General features: G+C 69.9%; 23 protein-coding genes. 14 read left to right on the top strand and 9 right to left on the bottom strand.

The features are described 5' to 3' along the window. Nucleotides 1-142 precede the first annotated feature (142 nt). Both AB0411_RS21555 and AB0411_RS21560 read left to right on the top strand, forming a co-directional pair. Nucleotides 143-643, top strand: a complete 501-nt coding sequence (locus AB0411_RS21555; protein ID WP_366418877.1) for a hypothetical protein — start codon at nucleotides 143-145, stop codon at nucleotides 641-643. Next, nucleotides 640-987 carry a winged helix-turn-helix domain-containing protein gene (locus AB0411_RS21560; protein ID WP_403149122.1) on the top strand — a complete coding sequence of 116 codons (348 nt, stop codon included), beginning with the start codon at nucleotides 640-642 and terminating at the stop codon, nucleotides 985-987. The genes AB0411_RS21555 and AB0411_RS21560 overlap by 4 nt, the downstream gene beginning before the upstream one ends. Nucleotides 988-1135: 148 nt before the next feature. On the opposite strand, the gene atpD is transcribed toward AB0411_RS21560, so the two are convergent. Further along, complete coding sequence (atpD, locus tag AB0411_RS21565; protein ID WP_366418878.1) at nucleotides 1136-2554, bottom strand: F0F1 ATP synthase subunit beta; 1419 nt, start codon at nucleotides 2552-2554, stop codon at nucleotides 1136-1138. Between the two features lie 339 nt (nucleotides 2555-2893). Between atpD and rpmF the strand changes: the two genes are divergently transcribed. From rpmF to AB0411_RS21580, 3 genes are all read left to right on the top strand, one after another. Next, entirely contained in the window at nucleotides 2894-3064 is a 171-nt protein-coding gene (rpmF, locus tag AB0411_RS21570; protein WP_366418879.1) for a 50S ribosomal protein L32, read from the top strand. Between the two features lie 9 nt (nucleotides 3065-3073). Next, nucleotides 3074-4249, top strand: coding sequence for a GTP-binding protein (locus AB0411_RS21575; protein WP_366418880.1), 1176 nt, complete (start codon nucleotides 3074-3076; stop codon nucleotides 4247-4249). 629 nt (nucleotides 4250-4878) lie between these two features. Continuing rightward, nucleotides 4879-5130, top strand: a complete 252-nt coding sequence (locus AB0411_RS21580) for a hypothetical protein (RefSeq protein WP_366418881.1) — start codon at nucleotides 4879-4881, stop codon at nucleotides 5128-5130. Here AB0411_RS21580 and AB0411_RS21585 read toward each other — a convergent pair. Together AB0411_RS21585 and AB0411_RS21590 are read right to left on the bottom strand one after the other, a co-directional pair. Continuing rightward, nucleotides 5091-5642, bottom strand: a complete 552-nt coding sequence (locus AB0411_RS21585) for a SigE family RNA polymerase sigma factor (protein WP_366418882.1) — start codon at nucleotides 5640-5642, stop codon at nucleotides 5091-5093. The two genes, AB0411_RS21580 and AB0411_RS21585, sit on opposite strands and share 40 nt — an antisense overlap. A gap of 24 nt (nucleotides 5643-5666) precedes the next feature. Continuing rightward, nucleotides 5667-8273 (bottom strand): dolichyl-phosphate beta-glucosyltransferase, encoded by a 2607-nt coding sequence (locus AB0411_RS21590; protein WP_366418883.1) that lies wholly within the window; start codon nucleotides 8271-8273, stop codon nucleotides 5667-5669. Between the two features lie 224 nt (nucleotides 8274-8497). Between AB0411_RS21590 and AB0411_RS21595 the strand changes: the two genes are divergently transcribed. Continuing rightward, on the top strand, nucleotides 8498-9526 hold the full coding sequence (locus tag AB0411_RS21595; protein ID WP_366418884.1) for a hypothetical protein: 1029 nt from the start codon (nucleotides 8498-8500) through the stop codon (nucleotides 9524-9526). A gap of 356 nt (nucleotides 9527-9882) precedes the next feature. On the opposite strand, the gene AB0411_RS21600 is transcribed toward AB0411_RS21595, so the two are convergent. Next, nucleotides 9883-10047, bottom strand: a complete 165-nt coding sequence (locus tag AB0411_RS21600; RefSeq protein WP_366418885.1) for a hypothetical protein — start codon at nucleotides 10045-10047, stop codon at nucleotides 9883-9885. Nucleotides 10048-10276: 229 nt separating this feature from the next. Continuing rightward, on the bottom strand, nucleotides 10277-10648 hold the full coding sequence (locus AB0411_RS21605; RefSeq protein ID WP_366418886.1) for a winged helix-turn-helix transcriptional regulator: 372 nt from the start codon (nucleotides 10646-10648) through the stop codon (nucleotides 10277-10279). Nucleotides 10649-10740: 92 nt separating this feature from the next. Here AB0411_RS21605 and AB0411_RS21610 point away from each other — a divergent pair, with 92 nt between their 5' ends. Further along, nucleotides 10741-11580, top strand: coding sequence for an SDR family oxidoreductase (locus tag AB0411_RS21610; protein WP_366418887.1), 840 nt, complete (start codon nucleotides 10741-10743; stop codon nucleotides 11578-11580). A gap of 437 nt (nucleotides 11581-12017) precedes the next feature. Here AB0411_RS21610 and AB0411_RS21615 read toward each other — a convergent pair whose 3' ends face one another. Together AB0411_RS21615 and AB0411_RS21620 are read right to left on the bottom strand one after the other, a co-directional pair. Continuing rightward, entirely contained in the window at nucleotides 12018-12452 is a 435-nt protein-coding gene (locus tag AB0411_RS21615) for a VOC family protein (RefSeq protein ID WP_366418888.1), read from the bottom strand. A gap of 272 nt (nucleotides 12453-12724) precedes the next feature. Next, nucleotides 12725-13432 (bottom strand): nitroreductase, encoded by a 708-nt coding sequence (locus tag AB0411_RS21620; protein WP_366418889.1) that lies wholly within the window; start codon nucleotides 13430-13432, stop codon nucleotides 12725-12727. A 101-nt stretch (nucleotides 13433-13533) separates the two neighbouring features. On the opposite strand from AB0411_RS21620, the gene AB0411_RS21625 reads away from it, so the two are divergent. Beyond that, complete coding sequence (locus AB0411_RS21625; protein WP_366418890.1) at nucleotides 13534-14127, top strand: TetR/AcrR family transcriptional regulator; 594 nt, start codon at nucleotides 13534-13536, stop codon at nucleotides 14125-14127. 130 nt (nucleotides 14128-14257) lie between these two features. Here the strand turns inward: AB0411_RS21625 and AB0411_RS21630 are convergent, their stop codons facing one another. After that, a complete protein-coding gene (locus AB0411_RS21630; protein ID WP_366418891.1) occupies nucleotides 14258-14917 on the bottom strand; it encodes a TetR/AcrR family transcriptional regulator in 660 nt (219 codons plus the stop codon). Nucleotides 14918-15127: 210 nt separating this feature from the next. Here AB0411_RS21630 and AB0411_RS21635 point away from each other — a divergent pair, with 210 nt between their 5' ends. Beyond that, on the top strand, nucleotides 15128-16207 hold the full coding sequence (locus tag AB0411_RS21635) for a serine hydrolase domain-containing protein (protein WP_437042863.1): 1080 nt from the start codon (nucleotides 15128-15130) through the stop codon (nucleotides 16205-16207). A 144-nt stretch (nucleotides 16208-16351) separates the two neighbouring features. Here the strand turns inward: AB0411_RS21635 and AB0411_RS21640 are convergent, their stop codons facing one another. Next, nucleotides 16352-16894: a DUF4232 domain-containing protein gene (locus AB0411_RS21640; RefSeq protein ID WP_366418893.1), complete on the bottom strand. Its 543-nt coding sequence runs from the start codon at nucleotides 16892-16894 to the stop codon at nucleotides 16352-16354. Between the two features lie 220 nt (nucleotides 16895-17114). Between AB0411_RS21640 and AB0411_RS21645 the strand changes: the two genes are divergently transcribed. The 5 genes from AB0411_RS21645 to AB0411_RS21665 all read left to right on the top strand — a co-directional run bounded on the left by AB0411_RS21645 (nucleotide 17115) and on the right by AB0411_RS21665 (nucleotide 22657). Continuing rightward, nucleotides 17115-18542 carry a carboxylesterase/lipase family protein gene (locus AB0411_RS21645; protein WP_366418894.1) on the top strand — a complete coding sequence of 476 codons (1428 nt, stop codon included), beginning with the start codon at nucleotides 17115-17117 and terminating at the stop codon, nucleotides 18540-18542. A gap of 87 nt (nucleotides 18543-18629) precedes the next feature. Beyond that, nucleotides 18630-19394: a YqjF family protein gene (locus AB0411_RS21650; RefSeq protein WP_366418895.1), complete on the top strand. Its 765-nt coding sequence runs from the start codon at nucleotides 18630-18632 to the stop codon at nucleotides 19392-19394. 264 nt (nucleotides 19395-19658) lie between these two features. Next, nucleotides 19659-20675 (top strand): 2,3-diaminopropionate biosynthesis protein SbnA, encoded by a 1017-nt coding sequence (sbnA, locus tag AB0411_RS21655; protein ID WP_366418896.1) that lies wholly within the window; start codon nucleotides 19659-19661, stop codon nucleotides 20673-20675. 38 nt (nucleotides 20676-20713) lie between these two features. Continuing rightward, nucleotides 20714-21709: a 2,3-diaminopropionate biosynthesis protein SbnB gene (gene sbnB / locus AB0411_RS21660; RefSeq protein WP_437042866.1), complete on the top strand. Its 996-nt coding sequence runs from the start codon at nucleotides 20714-20716 to the stop codon at nucleotides 21707-21709. A gap of 3 nt (nucleotides 21710-21712) precedes the next feature. Continuing rightward, nucleotides 21713-22657, top strand: a complete 945-nt coding sequence (locus tag AB0411_RS21665) for a thioesterase domain-containing protein (protein WP_366418898.1) — start codon at nucleotides 21713-21715, stop codon at nucleotides 22655-22657. Nucleotides 22658-22661: the final 4 nt, after the last annotated feature.

Below are 22661 nucleotides of genomic sequence, written 5' to 3' on the forward strand. Positions count from 1 at the left end.
GGCACGGCCAGGAGAGCGGACGGCGGGGGCCGCCCCGACCCCGCAGCCAATTCCTTCAGGAAAGTACTTGCCCAAAGGGAAACAACTAGCTAACTTCTCGCTCAGGAGGAGATTCCTCCCGACCGAGCACAGGAGGTGCCGCATGACCGGACGCCCTACGCCGGAGCAGGCCGCCCAGGCCCTGCGAGGGGCCCACGACCTGCAAGGGAGAGCGCTGGACTCGCGGCGGGAGCCGCCGCTGGTGAAGCTCGGACTGGGGCTGATCGCGCTGGCCTGCGCCGCCTGTTACGACGTACTCGACCACCCGGGCCAAATGCCCCTGTGGATCGCCGTCGCCATGATGTGGGGCTACATCCTGGCCGCGCGCTCCCGTCGTGGCGCCGCCGCCCTGGGCTTCCGGGCGACAGGGCTGCGGAACCTGCCGGCGACCTATGTCGCGGTCGTACTGGCGGCATGCGCAGCGGTCCTGGCCGTGTCGGGCTTCGCGCTCCGGCGCACCGAGGGCTTCCTCAGCGATCACGTACCCTACTGGCATACCCTCGGCATCCTCGCCCTGATCGTCGTGGCCACCGCGCTCAGCCCGGTGGACCGGCGACTGCGGGCCCGGCTGCTGGCACGCACACAGAAACTGGGAGCCAGGTGACCGACACTCCCGCGGATCCGATGCCGGTGGATCCCGCGCTGGTGGATCCCACCCGCCTTTCGATCGTTTCCGTGCTGTCCTCGGCGCAGTGGGCCGAGTTCGCCTTCGTGCGCGACACCGTCGGGCTCTCCGACTCCGCCCTGTCCAAGCAGGTCAGCAAGTTGGAGGACCGCGGGTACGTCGAGGTGAAGCGCGGCCACGTCGGCAAACGGCCCCGGACCTGGCTCAACCTCTCGGACGCGGGACGTCACGCCCTGGAGGGCCATGTAAGGGCCCTCCAGAACATCGTGGCCGCCTCCCGCCGGGCCGGGGAACAGCACACCGGCGAGGCCCCGCCCCCCTGAGCGGTGCCGCGACCCCACTCCGGCCCGCTGCGCCACGGCAGTTCACCGGTGCGCAGCGGACGCCGGGACCGCATCCGGCGGAGGCCACCGGGACCAGCGACCCACCGGGACCGGGGCCGCACCCGAGCGCCCCCGGGGCGGGGCGCCTTCAGAGCAGCGCCTTGGCGTTCCGCTCGAGGTCCTCGATGCCGCCGCACAGGAAGAACGCCTGCTCCGGGAAGTGGTCGTAGGCACCGTCGGCAATGGCGTTGAAGGCGTGGATCGACTCGTCCAACGGTACGGTCGAGCCGTCCATGCCGGTGAACTGCTTGGCGACGTAGGTGTTCTGCGACAGGAACCGCTCGATGCGACGGGCGCGGTGGACGGTGAGCTTGTCCTCCTCGCCGAGCTCGTCGATACCCAGAATCGCGATGATGTCCTGGAGGTCCTTGTACTTCTGCAGGATCGTCTTGACGCGCGAGGCGCAGTCGTAGTGGTCCTGCGAGATGTAGCGGGGGTCCAGGATCCGGGACGTCGAGTCCAGCGGGTCGACCGCCGGGTAGATGCCCTTCTCCGAGATCGGGCGGGAGAGGACCGTCGTGGCGTCGAGGTGGGCGAAGGCCGTGGCCGGCGCCGGATCGGTCAGGTCGTCGGCGGGAACGAAGATCGCCTGCATGGAAGTGATCGAGTGACCACGGGTCGAGGTGATGCGCTCCTGGAGCAGGCCCATCTCGTCCGCCAGATTCGGCTGATAACCCACCGCCGACGGCATACGGCCGAGCAGAGTCGACACCTCGGAGCCGGCCTGGGTGAAACGGAAGATGTTGTCGATGAAGAAGAGCACGTCCTGCTTCTGCACATCGCGGAAGTACTCCGCCATGGTCAGACCGGCCAGGGCGACGCGCAGACGAGTGCCCGGCGGCTCGTCCATCTGCCCGAAGACCAGCGCCGTCTTGTCGATGACGCCGGAGTCCGTCATCTCCTCGATGAGGTCGTTGCCCTCACGGGTGCGCTCACCCACCCCGGCGAACACCGACACACCGTCGTGGTCGTTGGCCACCCGGTAGATCATTTCCTGGATCAGCACGGTCTTGCCGACACCGGCACCACCGAACAGACCGATCTTGCCGCCCTTGACGTACGGGGTCAGCAGATCGATGACCTTGACGCCGGTCTCGAACATCTCCGTTTTCGACTCGAGTTCGTCGAAGCGGGGCGGATGACGGTGAATCGGCCGGCTCTCGACGGCGTCGGCGGGCTCCCCGGTCCCGTTCAGGACATCGCCGAGAAGGTTGAACACCTTCCCCTTGGTGAAATCCCCGACCGGGACCGTGATCGGGGCACCGGTATCGGTCACCGGGGCCTGACGGACCAGACCGTCGGTGATCTGCATGGCGATGCATCGCACCAGGCCATCCGGCAAATGGTGTGCCACCTCTAGCGTCACGGTGCGCCGCTCGCCCGCGAAATCCACGTCCACATGCAGCGCATGGTGGATTTCCGGCAGTCCGTCCGGAGGGAATTGCACGTCCACGACGGGCCCGAGCACGCGGGCAACCCTGCCGGTGACATGGGTGGCGGTAGCCATGAGGGGGCACTCCTTGCCTTCGCGGATGGGGCTCGCCCCACCCTCGGTATACATACAACCATAGTTGCACAACTCTAGATTCTCAACTTTGGTTGTACATATTGCCGGGTGCTTCCGTTAGCGGCCCCGCAACGACCCCCAACGCGCCGCCCCCGGTCGGCCACCGTGACGCGGACCGCCCCCACACCCGGCACCCCCGGCACCCCCTGCGGGGCCAAGGCCACAGTCGGCGGGTCGCGCAGCCGTGGGGCGCCAGGAGGCCGACCGAGCCAAGCCATCTTGATAATGGCATCCATTTTCATATAGCGTCGCCCCACCCCATCACCTCGGAGGTCCCCCATGGCTGTGCCCAAACGGAAGATGTCCCGCAGCAACACCCGCCACCGCCGCGCCCAGTGGAAGGCCGCGACTGTCCAGCTCGTGCCCGTCACCGTCGACGGCTCGTCCCACCTCGTACCGCAGCGGCTGGCCAAGGCGTACGAACGCGGGCTCCTGCGTCCGGAGAGCTGAGTCGACGGGATGACGCACAACCGACTGCCCGTCACCGTCCTGTCCGGCTTCCTCGGGGCCGGCAAGACCACGCTGCTCAACCAGGTCCTGGGCAACCGGGAGGGCCTGCGCGTCGCGGTCATCGTCAATGACATGAGCGAGATCAACATCGATGCGGCGCTGGTGCGCGGCGGGGAGGCCGCCCTCTCCCGTACCGAGGAGCGCCTGGTCGAGATGACCAATGGCTGCATCTGCTGCACGCTCCGCGACGACCTGCTCGAAGAGGTGGACCGGCTGGCCCGCGAGGGGCGCTTCGACTACCTCCTCATCGAGTCCAGCGGCATCTCGGAACCGATGCCCGTCGCCGCCACCTTCGCCTTTCCGCGCGATGACGGGGCGACCCTCGGCGACCTCGCCCGACTCGACACCATGGTCACCGTCGTCGACGCCGCCAACTTCCTGCCCGAGCTGAACGGAGGTGACGGGCTGGCCGAGCGGGGCCTGGACCAGTACGAGGACGACGAACGCACCGTCAGTGACCTGCTGATGGACCAGATCGAGTTCGCCGACGTCATCGTCCTCAACAAGACCGACCTCGTCGATGGGCCCAGCGCCGAACGTCTTGAGGCGGCACTCGCCCGCCTCAACCCGGCCGCCCGCATCGTGGCCGCCCGGCACGGCCGGGTGAACACCGCCGACATCCTCGGCACCGGGTTGTTCGACCTGGAGCGGGCCCAGCTGGCCCCGGGCTGGGTGCGGGAACTCAACGGCGACCACGTACCGGAGACCGAGGAGTACGGCATCTCCAGCACGGTCTTCCGCGCCGACGCGCCGTTCCACCCCGGCCGGCTGTGGACCTTCGTCGCCGAGGGACTCGACAGCGGCGCCTACGGCCACATCCTGCGCTCCAAGGGCTTCTTCTGGCTGGCCAGCCGCCCGAACGTGACCGGACTGTGGTCGCAGGCAGGCGCGGTCGCCCGCTTTGAACCGTCCGGCGCCCGCGCCCCCGACGACAGCCAGGGCCAGGAACTGGTCTTCATCGGAACGGAGTTGCGCGCCGAAGCGCTGCGGGCGGCCCTGGCCGACTGCCTTCTGGCCGACGGGGAACCGCCCTTCGAGGACCCGTTCCCCGCCTGGGACACATACGGAATCGACGACGCCTGCGCACACGAGCACCACGCCCTCGACGTGGTGGCGCAGGCCTGAAAGCTCCGGGTCGGGCGGTGGTCGCAGCCACGGCACCGCCCAACCCGGTACGCACGACGGTGCCGTGCACCGGTGTCCCCGTGCCCGTGCGGAGCGCGGGGGCACCGCTGTGCCTTGCCGCGGCGGAACCACAACCTGTTCCCTCTCGGCGGATTCGTTCGCATCAGCAGGTCAGTGTCTTCCCCTGGCCAGGGCCCGGCCGCCGCCCTCTCTGGCCCTCGGCCGTCGGCCCTCGGCAGGTAGCTTTGCCCGCCGGACCCAGCATCGTCTCCCCACGCTCCAAGCCCCCCCAGAACAGCACTCCGTCCGGCAGGCTGGGGGCCGGAGGACGCAGCGCCTCAGTTCGTGGGAGTGGCGCCGATGGAGGGGAGCCCAGTGGCCGGCGCGCCCGAGCTCGGTGTCGCCATGCCCGAAGGAGCTCCCGTACCCGAAGGAGTTCCCGTGCCCGAGGGAGTCTCCGTGGGGGCTGTCGACGTATCCGTCGGTGTTCCCGTGGGGTCCGGCGACGGGCTTGGTGGCTGCGAAGGTGATTCCGTGGCGCTCGGGCTCGGTGTCCGGACGGCGGACGGGGCCGGCTTGGGGGTGAGCGGACGGTCGGCGGGCGGCACGCTGCGACTGCCGGGCAGGGCGTGGATCACCAGAAAGAAGGCCACGGCCACCACCGCGACCACGGCTGCCGCGATCACTGGCGCTGCCGCCCGGCGGACCCGTGCCCGCTGTCGCCCCTGCCGTATGGCGCGGGCCACGTCCACCCCTGGCGCCCCGGGCCCCGGTTCGAGATCGCGCAGCGGGGAGAGCAGCTGGGCCGCTTCTCGTTCCAGTTCATCGTCGTGCACGGCCGCTACGCCTCCCTCATGGACGCCGCGGATACGGGCAGTTGACCGCCGAGTTGGGCACGCAGCCGGGTGAGGCCGCGGGCGGACTGGCTCTTCACGTTTCCCTCCGAACAGCCCAGGATCCCAGCCACCTCTGCCACCGGCAGATCGCACAAGTAGCGCAGCACGAGCACAGCGCGCTGCCGCGCCGGGACGCGGGAAAGCGCGGTGTGGACGACGGTGCGCGTCTCGATGTCCGGCACGCCTTCGGCGGGCGGCAGCCCCGGGGTTTCGTGCGGGGCTCCCGAGAGGCGCACGCGCGCCCATGCCAGCCGCTGCTCGTTGAGGAAGCACCGGACGAGCATGGTGTGCACATAGCGGTCCAGGTCGTCGGCTGCGCTGGCGCGCCGCCAGTGGACGTACAGCTTGGTGAGGGTGGTCTGCACGACGTCGTCGGCGCGGTGGGGGTCCTTGCAGAGCAGGTGTGCAATGTGGCGGAGCCTGGGCAGCCTGGCGGAGACGTACTCCGTGTACGCCTGCTCGGCCTCGATACGGTCCTTGGGTCCGATCCCGGTCATGTCGTGCCGCTCATACTCTCGCTTTCAGGCCGCTTCCGATCGCGCGCGGGTGCGCCCGTGCACCTGCCACATCCAGACGCCGCCGATCCACCGTCCTGGCGCCCCCATCAGCCGCTGCACAGTGAGACGTAGCGCCTGGTCTCCCGGTTGCGGAGCGAGCACGATCGCTCCCGCCCGCCAGAAGCGCAGGTCCTCGCGGGCCGCTCGGCGCTGTGCCGGGCCGATGTCCGGGATCCGGCCGGTGCGGCTGACCTCCTTCAGGAGGGCGGAGGTGGCGCGGGGCACCGGGCCGTAGATGCCGGTCCGGTCGGGCCCGTACGGTCCGTTGAAGTAGCCTCCGGGCAGCGGAAAGCCGAAGCCGGCGGCGGTCTGCCAGTGCAGAGCTTCCGTGCGGCCGGGGTCGGGCAGCGGCACGGGGACGAGAGTGCGTCCCTCCGCTACGGACGCGCGCCAGGTGCCGTCGGCGACGAACGAGGGGACGGCGGGGCGGTCGACGGTGGACAGCGGCGTGGGCACGATCGGGAGGAGTGCGGCGACGACTGCTGCCCACCCCACGGCCCTCAGCGCCCGGTCGTCGGCGGCCACGTGCCCGGTGAAGCCGGCAGGCCGGGCCAGAGCCTCCCAGCGGTCGCAGGCCAGGGCCACGAGGATGCCGAGTGCGGGTACCGCCGCCATCGCCATCCGCGATTCGATGACCGACTCGAACAACGGGAGGTCGTGGAACAGCCGCCAAGGCCCCGGCAGTGTGACGTCCGTGCCCGGCACCGGAAGGGTGCGGCCCAGCGACAACAGCACGGCCCCGAAGGCGACCGTCGCCAGCCCCCGGACCCGAGGATCCCGCCACATCCACACCACCAGCACGACGGTCAACACGGCGAGCGGCCAGCCGAAGAAGGCGTTCTGCTCGGTGCGGTTGAGGGCGAGGGCGTCGGCCGTGGCCGGGTCCCCCGCCAGCGAGCGGCCCGCGAACTCCACCAGCGCACGCGGTGAGTTGCCCGTCGGGCCGTGCAGCACACCGGTATAGCTCTGGGCGCCGAAGAACTGCCGGCCGAGCGGGTAGGCGAGCAGCAGCGAGGAGACACCCGCGGCGACGGCCAGGCCGCGGGCGAGGGAGTGCCGGACCCTCCGGACGATGCCGGGGCGGCCGGCCACGTAGCCCACCGCGAAGAGCAGCAGGCCGACGGCTGCCAGCAGCAGCGCCTCCTCCCCGAGGAAGATCTGGTACGTCAGGAGGAGGCCGAGGGCCACACCGTCCCGGACGGTACGCCGGCGAGTGGTTCCCCCACCGTCGTCATGGCCGCCACCGTCCTGGCCGCGGGCCTCGCACAGCCTCAGCAGCCGGTCGGTGATCAGCGGCATCATGAACAGCACGGCGAAGTTCGGGTGGGCGTTGGCGTGCGAGATCATCGGCGGTGCGAACGCGCACAGGGCCCCGCCGAGCGCGGCTGCCCGGCGCGACCGTACGAATCGCTTGAGGAGCAGCCAGTACCAGGCAGCCGCGGTCGCGGCCAGGCCGCCGGTCAGCACCAGCGCCCAGGTCATGGCCGGTCCGAAAACCGCGGTCACGGGCGCCAGCGGGACGGACAGCCCGAGCATGGCGGTGTTCGCCATCAGGTTCACGCCCAGCGGATGGTTCTGCAGCGTGGTGAAGAACGGGTCGTGCAGCCCGAAGACATGGTGCGCGGTGACCGCGAAGAACCATTCCCACTGGTTCTGGTCCTGCCCGCTGTCTGCCAGGTAGCTCCGGTCGAGACCGGCCCACAGCCCCTTGAAGAGCCACACGGACACCAGCAGGTAGCCGAGCACCACGACCCGGTCGGCGGGCCGCATCCTCCGCAGGGCGCCGCGCACCCGCAGCCGCACCAGTTCCAGGAGGACTCCGGCGTAGTCCAGCGCGCGCACCTTGGACCCCGCCTGGTGGGCCCAGCGCACCGGCACCTCGGCCACCGGCCACTTCGCCTCGTGGTACATCCGCAGGATCTCCACGTCGATGCCCCAGCCGTCGACCCGCGAGCGTCCGAAGACCGCGCGTGCCTGGTCGCCGTCGAAGAGCTTGAAGCCGCACTGCGTGTCCCGGACACCGGGCACGGCGACCGCCCGGATCAGCCGGTTGCCCACCCGGCCGAGCAGCTTGCGCAGCGGATGCTGACGCACCTCGACGCGTGCGCCCCCCTGCGCGCGGGATCCGATCGCGGCGGCGAATCCCGCGTCGAGCTGGTCATGCAACAGGGCCACCTCCTCGATGGGGGTGGCCAGATCGGCGTCGGTCACCAGCACCCGGCCGCCCCTCGAGGCGAGCACGCCCATGCGCACCGCATGCCCCTTGCCGTGGTTGCGCGCGTGCGAGGCAGGCAGTCCGGGGTCCGACGGCGACCCCACCAGACGGATCCTCGGCTCGGCCGCCGCCGCCTCGCGGACAGCGGCCGCGGTGGCGTCCGTGGAACCGTCGTCGACGACGATCAATTCCCAGCCGGCGTGCCGACCGGGCGAGGAACGCAGATAGCGGCAGATCGCATCGAGGGTCCGAGGCAACCGGTGCTCCTCGTTGTACGCGGGCACCACCACCGTCAGGTCGACGGTGCCGGTCGTCGGCACACCGGTGGCGGCAGGGAGGGAAGGAGAGTGCAGCATGCCTCAGGGACCACTCCGGACCGTCGGCGGGTTGCATGTCCTGCGTCACACACCCTTGGCCCGGGCTCACCGGGAGGCTCGGTCGCGTGCAGGTCGGCAGCAGGTGGACGCAGTGGGACCGTGTCCTTCTCACTGCCAACGAACCCATTCGGAGGGCCTCTTGGCCAGGAGCACTGCCCGGCCCTCTTATATCTCTCTCACAACTGTGCCGCACCGTGGGGTCCATGGTGACCAGACGAATTGCTGTCGGTGTCGGAATTCTCGTGGCGATGGGCCTGACGGGCGCGGCCGCGGTGGCCTCCGGGGCTCCCGCTCCGGATTCCGGCAAGGCTTCCCCCGCAGCACCCGGAACGAAGGCGGCGAAGAATTACCTGTACGCCTCCATCGGGGATTTCGATGCCGAGGTCAAGCCGCTGATCGATCGCCCCGACGTCGCCGGCGTGCAGCTGGTGGTGCCGTGGAAGGCGCTCGAACGGAGGAAGAATCAGTACGACTTCTCGGAGATCGACCGGGCGCTGAACGCGCTGCAGTCCCGCCACAAGAAGCTGTTCATCCAGGTCCAGGACCGGTTCTTCGCGCCGCCGACGAGGCTCCCGGACTATCTGTTGGAGGATCCGGAGTACAAGGGAGGCGCGGCTCCGACAAAGAACGAGAACGGCCTCGGCCCCGGTGAGCCCGGAGCGGTCGCGGCGCAATGGAACCCGCAGGTGCGGGGCCGTTTCCAGCAGCTGCTGAAGGCGATGTCACAGCGGTTCGACGGTCGCCTCGCGGGGGTGAACCTGCCGGAAACCGCCACCGAGGTGGACACCAAGAAAGACCACACCGGCTACAGCGACGACGCCTACTTCAAGGCGGAACTCGACAACATGGCCTACGGCAAGAAGGTTTTCACCAAGACGCCGTTCATCCAGTACGTCAACTTCTGGCCCGGCGAATGGAACAACAGCCGCACCTACATGAGCCGTACCTTCGAGTTCGCCAAGGAGCACGGAATCGGCCTGGGGGGACCGGACATCCTGCCGGACCGCCCGGCGCAGATGGAGAACTCGTATCCCTTCTTCAAGAAGTACCGGGGACAGCTCCCCATGGTGGCCATGGCCGTACAGGAGCCCGACTTCCAGTACAAGAACCCCAAGACGAAGAAGCCGTACACGCGGCAGGAGTTCACCGACTTCGGCACGAACACCCTCGGCGCCGACGCCATCTTCTGGGCCACCAGCGCGCCCTGGCTCCACCAGCCGGCGACGCGATAGAGCCGCCCATCCCCCGCCGAGGGGAAGGCACCTTGCCGCTTGAGATCATGCGGCGACCTGGCGCCCCACCAAACACAAGCCGCTCACTCTGACGTGGCATCACCCTGGCTGCCCAGGCCGACTGCGACCGCTCGGTGCGTTGCGTTCAGTGGCGCCGGAGCACATGCTCCCGGCGGCCGGCCGCCGGGAGCAACTGCCGCTACGCCGCGCCGTAGCTGAGGCGGAACAGATCCTGGCCATGCCAGATCAGTCCCTCCGGCTTCACTGCCCAGGCGACCCGAAGGGGCCGGACGACCGGTCCGGCCCCTTCGGGTCGCCACGGCAAAGGCCGGCCGTGCCGAGCCGAACGGCGCCGGTCAGCCGCCGCCGATACCACCACCCTGCCGGAAATGGGTCTCCGGCATCCGGTTGTCGTGAGGCAACGGTTCCTTCGTCCCCAGGCGGGCCCAGACCAGGAACACCCCCAGCCCCACCGCCAGCAGACCGACCGGAACGAGTATCGCGAGGACCCACTCGGGCATGCCGCCTCCCCCTTAGCATTTCCTGACCTGCCAAACGCCGTACCACCACGGTAGAGCCCACCACTGACAACGACGCCCAGGAAGGGCGAACGAGGCCCAGTGGAGGTCGCTGGCCTGGCCCGGACGGGCAGCGCGTTCAGAGCGGCCAGGGGCGGCTATGGGTCGAGGCGAAGGTCCGGCTCAGCAGAACGTCCATCGTGTCGCGGATGTGCACCGGCCCGCGACCACGCTATCCCGCGCTGCGCGACGACAGCCGCCGGGTGATCCGGTCGAACAGCTCCGTCAGCGGCTCGCCGACATCCCGGCCGAACTCGGTCAGCCCGTAGGTGACCTGAGGCGGCGTCGTCGGCTCGACCTCCCGCCGGACCAGGCCGTCCTGAACCAGCGCGCGCAGAGTCTGGGCGAGCATCTTCTCGCTGATGCCCTGGATGCTTTCGCGCAGCTCGTAGAACCGGAGGTCGTTGCTCCGCAAGGAGATCAGCACCCAGATGCCCCACCTGCTGGTCACGTGGTCGACCACGTCGCGCGCGGGGCAGGCGGTGTGAAACACGTCATACCGCTCCCCCGTCTCAACCCGTCCGCGCTGCGCACCTTCCACCATGTAATGAACTTACCTCAAGGTACGTCCTTACTAAAAGTTAGCCAAGCTCCTAGCGTGAAGGCCACAGAGGACATCCGACGAAGGAGCTGATCATGATCGTGGTGACCGGGGCCACCGGAAACATCGGCCGGCCGTTGACGCAGGCGCTGGCCGGGGCGGGCCGGCCAGTGACGGCAGTGTCACGGCACTCGGCGGCGGTGCCGAACGGCGTCCGCCACGTAGCGGCGGACCTGGCCAAGCCGGGCAGCCTCACGCCCGCGCTGACCGGGGCGAAGGCGCTGTTCCTGCTGCTGTCCGGCGACCTGCACGCCACTGGAGCCAGCCCTGCCGACATCATCAGCGACGCTGCGGTCAGCGGGGTCCGCCGGGTCGTCCTGCTCTCCACGCTGGGCGTGGTGACCAGGCCCTCCGGCCCCACGCGGATCGCGATGCGCGCACTGGAGGACACGCTTCGGGAATCCGGCCTGGAGTGGGCGATCCTGCGGCCGGGCGGCTTCGCCTCCAACGCCCTGTGGTGGGCCGAGTCCGTCCGCGCGCAACAGGTCGTCGCCGCGCCCTTCGGCGACGTCGGGGTGCCGATCATCGACCCGGCGGACATCGCCGCGGTCGCGGCAGCCTGCCTGCTGGATGACCGGCACATCGGCGGCGTCTACGAGTTGACCGGCCCGGAGGTGATCACTCCGCGCCAGCAGACAGAGGCCATCGCCACCGCGCTGGGCTCGCCAGTGAGATTTCACGAGCTCACCCGGGACGAGGCCAAGGCCGCCATGACCCAGAGCATGCCGGCGGAGCTCGCCGACGACACTCTGGACATCCTCGGCTCCCCGAGCCCGGCCGAGTTGCGTGTCAGCCCGGACGTCCAGCGGGTCCTCGGCCGCGCACCGCGTCCCTTCGCCGACTGGGCCACCCGCAATGTCGCCGCGTTCCGCTGAGACTGGTCGGCGCCGCTGGAACTGCCCTTCGTGCTCGGTGATCCACTACTGAACGTCGAGGAACTGAGCCGAAGTTGACGCTGACCGGGACCCAGTCGGGCCGGAACCGACGCTGCAGCCACAGCGCAGCGCCGTGCGGCCAAACCGTTGGCCCGACGAGCCCAGGAACATTCCGATCGGCCCCGTCCTGTCGGCAATCGATCGATGGCCGCCGCACCGAAGTGGGCCAGCTTGCCCGACTGCCGCGGGCTCAGCCCGGTGAACGGGGCTACCCAGGATGGCACGTGGGAACTTTCCGGCGCGAAGGCCGCCATCGGCCGGGTCACGGTCATGGCAGACGGCGGCTACCGGGGCACCGGTGGGACAACTCCCGCCCCATACGGGCCCAGAGAGGTCCGAAAGAGACGGCTCCCCACCCCCTCCGGCTCGGAGAATGCTCAGTCGATACAGAACTCGTTGCCCTCGATGTCCCGCATCGGGATGCACGACTCGTTGTCCTCATCGGCGAGCAGCGTTTGCACGTGTACCGCGCCGAGCGAGACCAGTCGCGCGCATTCGGCCTCAAGTGCGGCGAGGCGCTCTTCACCCACGAGTCCGGTGCCGACCCGCACGTCGAGATGCACCCGGTTCTTGGCGGCCTTCCCTTCGGGAACGCGCTGGAAGTACAGTCGCGGGCCCACACCTGAGGGATCACTGCAGGCGAACCAGGAATCCCGCTGCTCGGGTGGCTGCGAGCGCGTGAAATCGTCCCACGTGGCAAACCCCTCCGGCGGCGGCGGTACGACGTACCCCAACACCTCGCACCAGAAACGAGCGAGACGCTCAGGTTCCGCGCAGTCAAAGGTGACTTGGAACTTCTTGATCGCTGACATCGGCGCAACATACCAGGGGAACTCTGCCCCCCACCGATGATCCCCAGGATCCAGTCCTGACCCATCACCCTCGTGCCCAAGGTCAGTTACGGGACAACCCTTGGGACGTTTCGTTTGGCCGGTCGGTCGTTGGTCCGGCTGTTCCGCGAAGTGGTGTGCAATATACGTGAAGTGAGCCGTTGCTCCCGGACCGGACCCGAAGCGGGGCGGTCGCCGGCGGGATCACCGGGAGGTGATCGACGCGATCGCCTTCGAGTTCCACACGAAGGTCCCTAGGCGTGGAAAGTCGTGGTCGTCTCGAGCGGGGCGCGCCCGGTCGTCACCCGGTTCACTGGCGCGGTCTCATCGGCATAGCCGAAGGAGATGCCCACGAGCAGCTTTCCTCCCGTGACGCCGAGCTCGCCGCGGACCGTGTCGGCGTAGAAACTGAGCAGCCCCTGCGGGCAACTGTCCACGCCGTACGCGGTCATCGCCAGGAGAAGGGTCTGCATGTAGGCGCCGACATCTGCGGCCAGCCGTGGCCCGCCGTCACCGTTGACGAACAGGAACGCCGCGTGTGGCGCACCGTAGAAACGCAAACTCTCCGCGTCGTAGGCCGCACGTGCCGCATGGTCGTCAGGGTCGATGCCCAGCGCTCCGTACAGCTCGGCGCCGAAGGCGGCCCGGCGGACCTGCTGCACCTGCGCGTACATGTCCTCGGAATACGGGAGGTCCGCCGAGGCGCGCTGCTCGGCGTGGGCCGCCCGCAGAGCGTGCGCCAGGCGCTCACGCGTCGCGCCGCTCACCACCTCCACCTGCCAGGGCTGCGCATTGGAGTTGGACGGCGCGGCGCCGGCCAGCGAGAAGATCGCGCGCATCGTATCCGCCGGCACGGCCTCCGGACGGAACGCGCGTGTCGCGTGACGGTCGCGTATCAGCTTCTCCGCGCAGCCACTCAGCTCGGTGGGGTCGGCGGGACCGGTGGGGACTGGCCTGTTCATGGAACACTCCTCAGGGACAGCGCTTGTAAACGGAAGCGTTTACATGGAGACACCCTAGCGAGCCGAGCCTGTCGAGGTAAACGCCTACGTATACTTGCGTCATGGGTACGACGACTACTGCACCTCGACGAGGGGGGCGTGGGGGCCGGGAGCGCATCCTGGCTGCCGCCGCCCGGCTGTTCGCGACCCAGGGGATCCATGCGACCGGCATGGAGCAGGTCGCGGAGGAGGCGCCGGTGTCCAAGCGCACGCTCTACGCGCACTTTCGGACCAAGAGCGACCTGGTCATCGCCCACCTGCAGGACCTCGCGTCGTCGGGCGCCACGCTGGAGAGCGTGCTGACCCGCGAGGACATTGCCCCAAGGGAGCGGATCCTCGGGCTGTTCGACCACCCCGCGGCGGACGCGGCTCCGGTGCGCGGATGCCCGTTCATCGACGCCGCCGCGGAGTTCCCCGACCCGAAGAGCGCGGTCCATTCCCACGCCCGCGAACAGAAACTGCGGATGACCGAGCTGGTCACTTCCTTGGTGAGGGAGCTGGGCTGCCGGGAGCCCGTCGCGCTCGCCGAACAACTGGTCACCCTCGCGGACGGCGCGGCCAGTCGCGCCATGGTGCTGAACGAAGCGGACTACGGCCGGCACGCGCGAGCAGCAGCCGAGGCCCTCATGGAACGCGCGCTGCCGGGCACGAACTGACGAGGAGGAGGGCCGCGCTGGACGAAGGCCCACCGCGGCCTCGCTCGGCGGTCTCGCGTTGCCCCTCACCTGCGTGACGGCATCCGCTCGACGACGACCGAGAACGAGCTGCTGATCCGAACGAAACGACCTAGCTCGGGTGGATCGCGGCTTCGATGTGGGCGAGTTGGGCGGCGAGGATCTCTTCGAATGCGGCGCGGCGGTCCGCTCCGAGGGGGCGGATGTCGCGGGCGAAGTGGGCCAGGGCCGGAAAACGTTCGGGGTCGGCGCCCAGTACCGCCACGCGGAACAGCTCCATGCCCTCTTCGTGCTCTTCCGGGGTGACCGTGCCGGCCCCGGCCTCGGAGGCGACCAGCGCGGCGAGGAGGACCGCGATCCGGTGGTAGCGCGCCGGGATCTCCGCGTCGGGCAGTCCCGACGCGCGCAGCGCCTGCAGCACCTCTTCCATGACCAGCCGGGAACCGGTGCCGCTCGATGCGTAGCGTCCCCAGACCGCGGCGAGCTGGGGCTGCTGTCCGAAGACCTCCCTCACGCGCAGGGCCAGGGCCGTGATGCGCTGCTTCCAGTCGCCCTCGGGGCGGTGGCCCTTCATGGCAGCCAAGAGGATCCGGTCGGCGACCGCGCGCAGCAGTTCGGTCTTGCTGCGGAAGTGCCGGTAGAGGCTGGAGGAATCGGTCCCGAGGACCGTGGCCAGCTTGCGCACGCTGAACGAATCCGCGTCGCTCGTGCGCAGCAGCTCCGCCGCCGCATCCAGGATCTCTTCGGTTGACCAACGCCGTCGGCCTGCCATCTTGCTCCTCTCGCCGGGCCTCAGCCTACCTGTGCACTTGGCGTTGCACGCACCGCGTGCATAATGAGGACATGAGTATGCCGGACGGGCCGGCGTGCCACTCGTGCCCTGTTGTCCGGGTCGGGCGACCGATGCGGAGCTCGCCCCGGGGAAGACGAAAGGACGCATGTCGTGAGGAACTCGCTGGATTCCGCGGAGCTGAACGCCGCTATGGAAAGCGTCCACCGCGCCGGGATGCCGGGCCTGTTCGCCGAGGTGCGAGACGGCGACCAGGTCTGGCGCGGAGCCGCCGGGGTCGCCGATGTCGCCACCGGCCGCCCCGTCACCGCCGACATGCGGCACCGTGTCGGCAGCATCACCAAGACCTTCACCGCCGCCGCAGTCCTGCAGCAGGTCGAGAGCGGCCGGATCGGTCTCGACACACCGATCGCCCGGTACCTTCCGAAGCTGGTTCCCGGAGAGCGCGGTGACGCGATCACGGTCCGGATGCTGCTCAACCACACCAGTGGCCTCGCCGAGTACCTGCCGTACGCCTACCCTTCCCTGAAGGCGTTCCCGGCCCTCGCGGACACCGGACCCCAGAGCCTGGACGACCACCGGCTCACGCGGTTCGACCCCGCTGAACTGATCGAGATGGGGGTCGCCGCACCTGCCGTCGGCGTCCCGGGCGGCGCTCCGGGGGTGTACTCCAACACCAACTACCTGCTCCTCGTCCAGCTCCTGGAACAGGTGACCGGCACCACGGCCGAGCGGTACATCACCCGCAACGTCATCGAGCGCTCCGGGCTCCGGGACACCGAACTCCCCGCCGGACCGTACGTCAACGGGCCGCACTCGCAGCTCTACGAGGCGTGGTTCGGCATGATCGACCCGCCGCGCGACTACAGCGTCTACGACATGTCATGGGTGGGGCCGTCGGCCTCGCTGATTTCCACCGTCGCGGACCTCAACTGCTTCTTCGGCATGCTGCTGGCCGGGGAGATCGTCAGCCCGTCGTCGCTGGCACAGATGCAACGCACCGTCCCGGTCGTCTCCCAGGAGGGAAGGACGATCGACTACGGCCTCGGCCTGCACCCGATGGAGGGTCCCGGTCGGGGCACCTTCTGGGGCCATGGCGGCACGGTCTGGGGTGGTGGAGCGCTGGCCATGACCCGTGCCGACGGGAAGCGGCAGATGGCGGTCGCGGTGAACATGCAGAGGTGGAACAAGCTCGACTCCGCCGGCAAGCCGCAGCCCCACCCCATCGACGACGCGCTTGCGACGCTGTACCGCGTGGCGATGTACGGCTGACCGGGCCGGGGAGCATGCCCTCACCGCATGGCGTCGGTGCGTTCCGCCGTGGCCACCGCACTGCCCGGAGGCTTCCACTCGTTCCGGGAGTCCTGCGGTGGCCACCAGTGACGCTGAAGGGAGGCTCAGAGGCTGTTCAGTCGGTTACTGCCCGACCGGGTTGAGGTAGGTGGCCGGGTGCGTGGCGCCGTCCTGCTTGAGGATCTGGCCGCCGAACGGCCACTTCAGGGTGAAGTGCTCCGTCTCGTTCGGCGGGGTGACCAGGAACTTCGCCGGAACGAACTTCTCCTTCTGCGGCGTGGACTTGGCCACCGGGAGCAGGGTGATGCTGAAGTCCACCGTTTCCCCTTGCTCCAGGGTCATCCTTTCGGGCTTCTTGGAGGAGCGCGCCAGCGACCAGGTGCCGTCGGTCCCCTGAGCGCCGATCATGTCGACACCGGCGAAGCCGGACAGGGTGCAGGTGCGCTTGCTCTGGTTGGTGAACCAGATGTACGCCTGGGTCTGCTTCTCGGTCTGCTCCATCTCCGGTCTCGCGTCCTCCCCCGTGGCGAAGCCGGCCTTCAGGTCGGCGGTGTGGCAGCGGGTCGGCTCGGCCTTGGCCGGGGCGGCCGAGGCCGGGACGGCGGTGGCGGCCGTGCCGGCGACGACGAGGGCCGCAAGGGCCACGGCGGTCAGCTTGCTCTTCATGTCGGGTTCCCCTCGAAGGCGAATCGGCGCACGAGGTCAACGCGCGCCTACGCACCTGAAGAGGGGCAATGCCCGGAGGAGGTTCGGCGTGCCGTAGAACCTTTTTCCCGACACGTCAGGGTGCGGCCCATTGCGGCGTGGGAGTCCCGGCCGACACCCAGCCGTAAAATTGCGTCGGCCTGTCGCGGCCGGGAGAACCGTCTTGGCTGAGGAGGGCTGGATGAATCCAGTGGTGGTGACGTCCGCGGGGAAGGTGCGGGGGACCAGCAGGGACGGGATCTCGTGCTTCCGGGGAATCCCCTTCGCCGCGCCGCCCGAGGGCCCGCTGCGGTTCCGACCGCCCACGGCGCCTCCGGCGTGGGACGGGATCCGCGACGCTCTCGCCTTGGGGGCCGCGCCCCCGCAGCCGGCCCCGGCACCCGGCGCCCCGGCCATGTGGCGGCCCGGCAACGGGCTGGACTGCCTGACGGTGAACGTATGGACCCCTGACCCCGGTGCGGCCACGTTGCCGGTCATGGTGTGGATCTACGGGGGCCTGTGGAAGCACGGCTCGGCGAGCATGCCCCACTACGACGCCACCGCGCTCGCCGGCTCCGGGGTCGTCGTGGTGACCTTCAACTACCGGGTCGGCTTTGAAGGCTTCGGACACCTGCCCGGAGTGCCGGACAACCGCGGGCTGCACGACCAGATCGCCGCCCTGCAATGGGTCCGGGACAACATCGCCGCCTTCGGCGGCGACAGCGGCAACGTGACGGTCTTCGGACAGTCCGCCGGCGCCGCCTCCGCCGTTCTGCTGATGGCCGCGCCCGCAGCGCGGTGCCTGTTCCGGCGTGCGATCGCCCAGAGCATCCCGGCGGGAGTCCGCACCCGAACCGAGGCAGAGACGATCACTGCCACGATCGCGCAGGCGGCAGGCGTCCCGGCGACGTGGGACGGGCTGGCCGGCCTGCCGCCCGAGGCGCTCTTGGCGGTCCAGGACGCGCCGCTTCACACCCACGAGGACGGCTTCAGCGCCTTCGGTCCCGTCATCGACGGCGACCTGGTGACCGGGCAGCCCTGGGCCGCCCTCGAAACCGGCGCGGGCCGCGACGTCGACCTGGTCTGCGGCTTCACCCACGAGGAGTACCGGGGCCAGGGCCCGGCCCCCGCGGCGGGGGTCGACCCGGAGCTGGTCGCCGAGGCAGTCGGCCTGGGCAAGGGAGCGGCAACCGCCTACCGCCGGGCCCACCCCGGGCTCACCGACACCGACCTGTGCACGGTCATGCTGTCCGACGCCCTCGTACGGATTCCGACCACCCGGGTCGCCCGGGCCCACGCCCGCGCGGGCGGCCTCACCTGGCTGTACGACTTCACCTGGCGAGGCCCCACCCTGGGCGCCGCCCACGGCATCGACGTCCCGTTCACCTTCGGCAACGCCACCAGCCGTTACGCCACCCGCTTTCTGGGGTCACCGCCGCCCTCCGACTTCGCCGACCTGTCCGGCCAGTTGCAAACCGCCTGGACCTCGTTCGCCGCAACCGGCGACCCGGGCTGGCCGCGCTTCACCCTGGACCAGCCGGCCACCAGAATCTGGGACCTCCCGCCCGCCGACACGTTCTACCCGCTGGAGGCATCCCGCCAGATCTGGGAGAGTGCCGCCTCCGCATAGCGGCTTCGACCAGTGAGTCGGGGCTGCCTCGCAGCCGACGAGGGGTACCCGGGGACGACGATCGAAGCGGTGTGCGAGGCTGACGTGATGTCGCTCTCTCCTGCCCCCGCGGAGCCGATAACGCCCGATCCGGTGCGCGAGGTTCCGGACACGCTGCTCACCCAGTCCTGGCTCGACCTGTCGTTCCTGCACTGGGCCGCCGACCCCGCGGACGTGGCGCCGCTGCTGCCGGCCGGGACCGTGCCGGACACCTACGACGGGCTCACCTACATCGGCCTGGTGGCGTTCCGGATGCACCGGGTGGGCTGGTTCAAGATGCCGGGCATCCCCTACCTCGGCACCTTTCCGGAGACCAACGTGCGGCTCTACTCGGTGGACCGGCACGGCCGACGCGGCGTGGTGTTCCTCTCGTTGGAGGCCTCGCGGCTGCTGCCGGTGGCCGTCGCCCGCAGCGCCTTCCGGATGCCCTACCTATGGGCCAGGATGGCGATCCACCGTGACGCGGACACCATCAGCTACACCAGCAGCCGCCGCTGGCCGGGGCCGCGCGGGGCGCACTGCCGGATCGCGGTGCGCATCGGCGAGCGGATCGAGGAGCCGACCGCCCTCGAACACTTCCTGACCGCCCGCTGGGGCATGCACAACGCCTTCTTCGGCCGACCGGTGTACCTGCCCAACACCCACCCGCGCTGGCCGCTGCACCGGGCCGACCTCCTGCACTGTGAGGACGAGTTGGTGACCGCCGCCGGGCTGCCGTCGCCGGCCGGCCCGCCGGTGAGCGTGCTCTACTCCCCCGGCGTGCCGGTTCGCTTCGGCCGCCCGGCCCGCCCGGGCGGTCTGCCCACCCCCTGAGCCCGCACGGCGCGGCGGTCGAGCGCCGGCCGGAGCGCGGTGGCACGGTCCTCGAAGTCCCTCGGTTGGCATGTCCGTTCCCGAGCGAGTCAACGGCTGAGGGTTACGGTGGCCCTCGCCGCTTCACGCTGCCGCACAGCGCGCGAGAAATGCTCCCGGGCACTCCACGCCCAAAGCCCCTGCCATACCCCGAAAGGGCCTTTGCCGCACCGCACTTGAGTCGCGATTGAGCCGCCTCGATCGCCCCCGTGCCACACTCGGCCCATGCTCCACAGGCGTGCTGATCAATCGCTGATCGAACGGACAAAGCAAATCCGCCGGGGCCTCACGGGAACCCCGCTGATTCCCCTGGCGGACGAGCAGTGCGACATCGTCGCCAAGCTGGAATTCTGCAATCCCGCCGGAAGTACCAAAGACCGTTCGGCACTGTGGATTCTGGAACAGGCAATCGGTCGCGGGGAGATAGCGCACGACACCACGGTGGTCGAGTCGTCGTCCGGCAATTTCGCGCTGGCCCTGGCTTTCTACTGCCGCATGCTCGGCATCTCGTTCGTCCCGGTCATCGATCCGAACTGCAACGAGGCCACCGAGGCGCAACTCCGGCTGCTGTGCGAGCGGGTGGAGAAGGTATCCCTCCGTGATACGGCGGGCAGCTACCTGAAGACCCGGCTGTCCCGGGTGCAGGAACTGCTGGTCGAACTCGACTCGGCCTATTGGCCCAATCAGTACGCCAATCCGGATGCCCGCGACGCCCATTACCGCTTCACGGCGGGCGAGTTGATCGCGCAGGCCGGTCCGCTCGACTACCTCTTCGTCGGTGTGGGCACGGGCGGCACGATCGCCGGGCTCTCCCACCGGGTCAAAGAGACGTACCCGGGCTGTGTGGTCGTCGCCGTCGACACCGAGGGCTCGGTGATCTTCGGAGGCCCGCCGAAGAAACGGCGGATCCCCGGCATCGGCTCCAGCATCGTGCCGCCGCTGTGCGGTCAGGCGCTGATCGACCAGGTCGAGATCGTCTCCGAGGTGCGCGCCGTCGAGGCCTGCCGAGCCCTGGTCGCCACGTACGGCTTGTACGCGGGCGGTTCGACCGGCAGCGCCTATGCCGCCGTCCAGGACCACTTCGCGCGTCACCGCCCCGGCGCACACCGTCCCCGGGTCGCCATCCTCGCCGCCGACCGCGGCCATGCCTACGCCCAGACCGTCTACGACCCCACGTGGGCCCAGCAACTGCACGCGGAGGCGGTACCGCCCGCCGGCGTCGAAGCCCTGGCCGTCAACTGAAGGAGCACCACCCCGTGTCCACCCTGGCCCCACCGCCCATGACCGTGATCGGCGCGGGCGACATCGCCGCCGAGACGGACCGTCACCGTCCGGAGCTCATCGAGGTCGTCCGTGCCGCCTACCTCGCGCACGACGCCGGAGAGAGCTCGAACCCGCACAGCTCGTTCCTGCGCTTCCCGCACCAGAACCGGTCGCGCATCATCTCCCTGCCCGCCTATCTGGGAGGCGAGTTCGAGGTCGCCGGCAACAAGTGGATCGCCAGTTTCCCGGACAACACGCAGCACGGAATCCCCCGCGCCTCGGCCACGCTGATCCTCAACGACTGCGTCACCGGCTACCCGTTCGCCTGCATGGAGTCCTCGATCGTCTCGGCGACGCGGACCGCGGCCTCCGCGGTGCTCGGCGCGCAGACGCTGCTCGGCGCGCGCCGCGCCCGCCGGGTCGGCATCGTGGGCACGGGACTGATCGCCCAGCACGTATGGCGGTTCCTGCGTGACCTCGACTGGGAGATCGAGGGCTTCCGGCTCTTCGACCTCGACCCGGCGGCGGCGGGCCGCTTCGGCGCCGTCATGGCCGAGCACACCGGGGCCGAGATCGTGGTCGCCGGCACGGTGGAGGAAGCGTTCACCGACTGCGACCTGGTGCTGCTGACCACCGTGGCCGGCGAGCCGCACCTGCACGACCCCCGGCTGCTGGCCCACAACCCGGTGGTCCTGCACCTGTCCCTGCGCGACCTCGCCCCCGAGATGATCCTTGCCGCCCAGAACTTCACCGACGACGTCGACCACGCCGTACGCGAGCGCACCTCGCTGCACCTGACCGAACAGCGCACCGGCAACCGGGACTTCGTCGACGGCACCCTCGGCGACCTGCTGCGCGGGCGGCTGCACCGGGACCACGGACGCCCGGCGGTCTTCTCGCCGTTCGGACTCGGCGTACTCGACCTCGCCGTCGGCAAGTGGGTGCACGACCGGGTCGTCGCCGCGGGCCGGGGCCGCCGCGAGAACGACTTCTTCACCGGGGTGGGGGTCTGACGCATGAACGCCTCCCCCGCCCTGCGCCCCGCCGGGGACCGGTACGTCGTCGTGGTGAACCACGAGGAGCAGTACTCGGTCTGGTTCGCCGACCGTGCCCTGCCCGCCGGCTGGACCGCCACCGGCGCGCAGGGCACCCGCCAGGAGTGCCTGGACCACATCGAGCAGGTGTGGACCGACCTGACCCCGCGCTCCGTGCGAGCGTCAGCGAGGACGCCCGGCGACCTCGCAGCGGCCTGGCTGCGCGGGCTCGGCAGCCGTGACCTCACCGCGCAGCGGCGCCTGTTCGTCTTCCCGCACGCCGGAGCCGGTGCCTCCGCCTACCGGCTGGCGGCGTTCCTGCCGGACAGCGTCGAAGTCTGCACGGTCCAGTTGCCCGGCCGGGAGACCCGGTCCGCCGAACCGGCCCTGACGTCCCTGGACGAGGCCGTGGCCGCACTCGCGCCGCTCATCGCGGACCACACGGACCTGCCGTACGCCTTCTTCGGGCACAGCATGGGCTCCCTGATCGCCTTCGAGACGGCCCGGCGGCTCCGGGCACTCGGCACGCGCCTGCCCGACCGCCTGTTCCTGTCGGGCATGCGCGCCCCCGGCCTGCCGGACCGCGACCCGCGGCACACGCTGCCGGACGACAAGCTGCTCGCCACAGCCGCATTCGACGGCGTGGACGCCCAGTTGCAGGAGCTGCTGCTGCCGCTGCTGCGCGCGGACCTGACGCTGTGCGAGACGTACACGCACCGGGTCGAGGCCCCCCTGCCCTGCCCCCTGACCGTTCTGGCCGGCTCGGACGACGACACCGTCGACGAGGCGGAGCTCGCCGACTGGCGCACGCACACCTCGGCCGACTGCGAACTGCACCGGTTCCCGGGCGCCCCCCACCTGTATGTGCGCGGCGCGGAACGACAGCTGGCAGAGATGATCACGCGCACCTTCCCCGTACGGGGCTGAGAAA

The organism is Streptomyces angustmyceticus, from assembly GCF_040701845.1.
In the GTDB taxonomy this organism is placed as follows: Bacteria; Actinomycetota; Actinomycetes; order Streptomycetales; family Streptomycetaceae; genus Streptomyces; species Streptomyces angustmyceticus_A.

What these genes read in the sequence shown, in the direction of transcription:
- AB0411_RS21555 (WP_366418877.1), top strand. Translation starts at nt 143, where the DNA reads ATGACCGGACGCCCTACGCCGGAGCAGGCCGCCCAGGCCCTGCGAGGG.
- atpD (WP_366418878.1), bottom strand. Translation starts at nt 2,554, where the DNA reads ATGGCTACCGCCACCCATGTCACCGGCAGGGTTGCCCGCGTGCTCGGG.
- rpmF (WP_366418879.1), top strand. Translation starts at nt 2,894, where the DNA reads ATGGCTGTGCCCAAACGGAAGATGTCCCGCAGCAACACCCGCCACCGC.
- AB0411_RS21575 (WP_366418880.1), top strand. Translation starts at nt 3,074, where the DNA reads ATGACGCACAACCGACTGCCCGTCACCGTCCTGTCCGGCTTCCTCGGG.
- AB0411_RS21585 (WP_366418882.1), bottom strand. Translation starts at nt 5,642, where the DNA reads ATGACCGGGATCGGACCCAAGGACCGTATCGAGGCCGAGCAGGCGTAC.
- AB0411_RS21590 (WP_366418883.1), bottom strand. Translation starts at nt 8,273, where the DNA reads ATGCTGCACTCTCCTTCCCTCCCTGCCGCCACCGGTGTGCCGACGACC.
- AB0411_RS21595 (WP_366418884.1), top strand. Translation starts at nt 8,498, where the DNA reads ATGGTGACCAGACGAATTGCTGTCGGTGTCGGAATTCTCGTGGCGATG.
- AB0411_RS21600 (WP_366418885.1), bottom strand. Translation starts at nt 10,047, where the DNA reads ATGCCCGAGTGGGTCCTCGCGATACTCGTTCCGGTCGGTCTGCTGGCG.
- AB0411_RS21605 (WP_366418886.1), bottom strand. Translation starts at nt 10,648, where the DNA reads ATGGTGGAAGGTGCGCAGCGCGGACGGGTTGAGACGGGGGAGCGGTAT.
- AB0411_RS21610 (WP_366418887.1), top strand. Translation starts at nt 10,741, where the DNA reads ATGATCGTGGTGACCGGGGCCACCGGAAACATCGGCCGGCCGTTGACG.
- AB0411_RS21615 (WP_366418888.1), bottom strand. Translation starts at nt 12,452, where the DNA reads ATGTCAGCGATCAAGAAGTTCCAAGTCACCTTTGACTGCGCGGAACCT.
- AB0411_RS21620 (WP_366418889.1), bottom strand. Translation starts at nt 13,432, where the DNA reads ATGAACAGGCCAGTCCCCACCGGTCCCGCCGACCCCACCGAGCTGAGT.
- AB0411_RS21625 (WP_366418890.1), top strand. Translation starts at nt 13,534, where the DNA reads ATGGGTACGACGACTACTGCACCTCGACGAGGGGGGCGTGGGGGCCGG.
- AB0411_RS21630 (WP_366418891.1), bottom strand. Translation starts at nt 14,917, where the DNA reads ATGGCAGGCCGACGGCGTTGGTCAACCGAAGAGATCCTGGATGCGGCG.
- AB0411_RS21635 (WP_437042863.1), top strand. Translation starts at nt 15,128, where the DNA reads ATGGAAAGCGTCCACCGCGCCGGGATGCCGGGCCTGTTCGCCGAGGTG.
- AB0411_RS21640 (WP_366418893.1), bottom strand. Translation starts at nt 16,894, where the DNA reads ATGAAGAGCAAGCTGACCGCCGTGGCCCTTGCGGCCCTCGTCGTCGCC.
- AB0411_RS21645 (WP_366418894.1), top strand. Translation starts at nt 17,115, where the DNA reads ATGAATCCAGTGGTGGTGACGTCCGCGGGGAAGGTGCGGGGGACCAGC.
- AB0411_RS21650 (WP_366418895.1), top strand. Translation starts at nt 18,630, where the DNA reads ATGTCGCTCTCTCCTGCCCCCGCGGAGCCGATAACGCCCGATCCGGTG.
- sbnA (WP_366418896.1), top strand. Translation starts at nt 19,659, where the DNA reads ATGCTCCACAGGCGTGCTGATCAATCGCTGATCGAACGGACAAAGCAA.
- sbnB (WP_437042866.1), top strand. Translation starts at nt 20,714, where the DNA reads ATGACCGTGATCGGCGCGGGCGACATCGCCGCCGAGACGGACCGTCAC.
- AB0411_RS21665 (WP_366418898.1), top strand. Translation starts at nt 21,713, where the DNA reads ATGAACGCCTCCCCCGCCCTGCGCCCCGCCGGGGACCGGTACGTCGTC.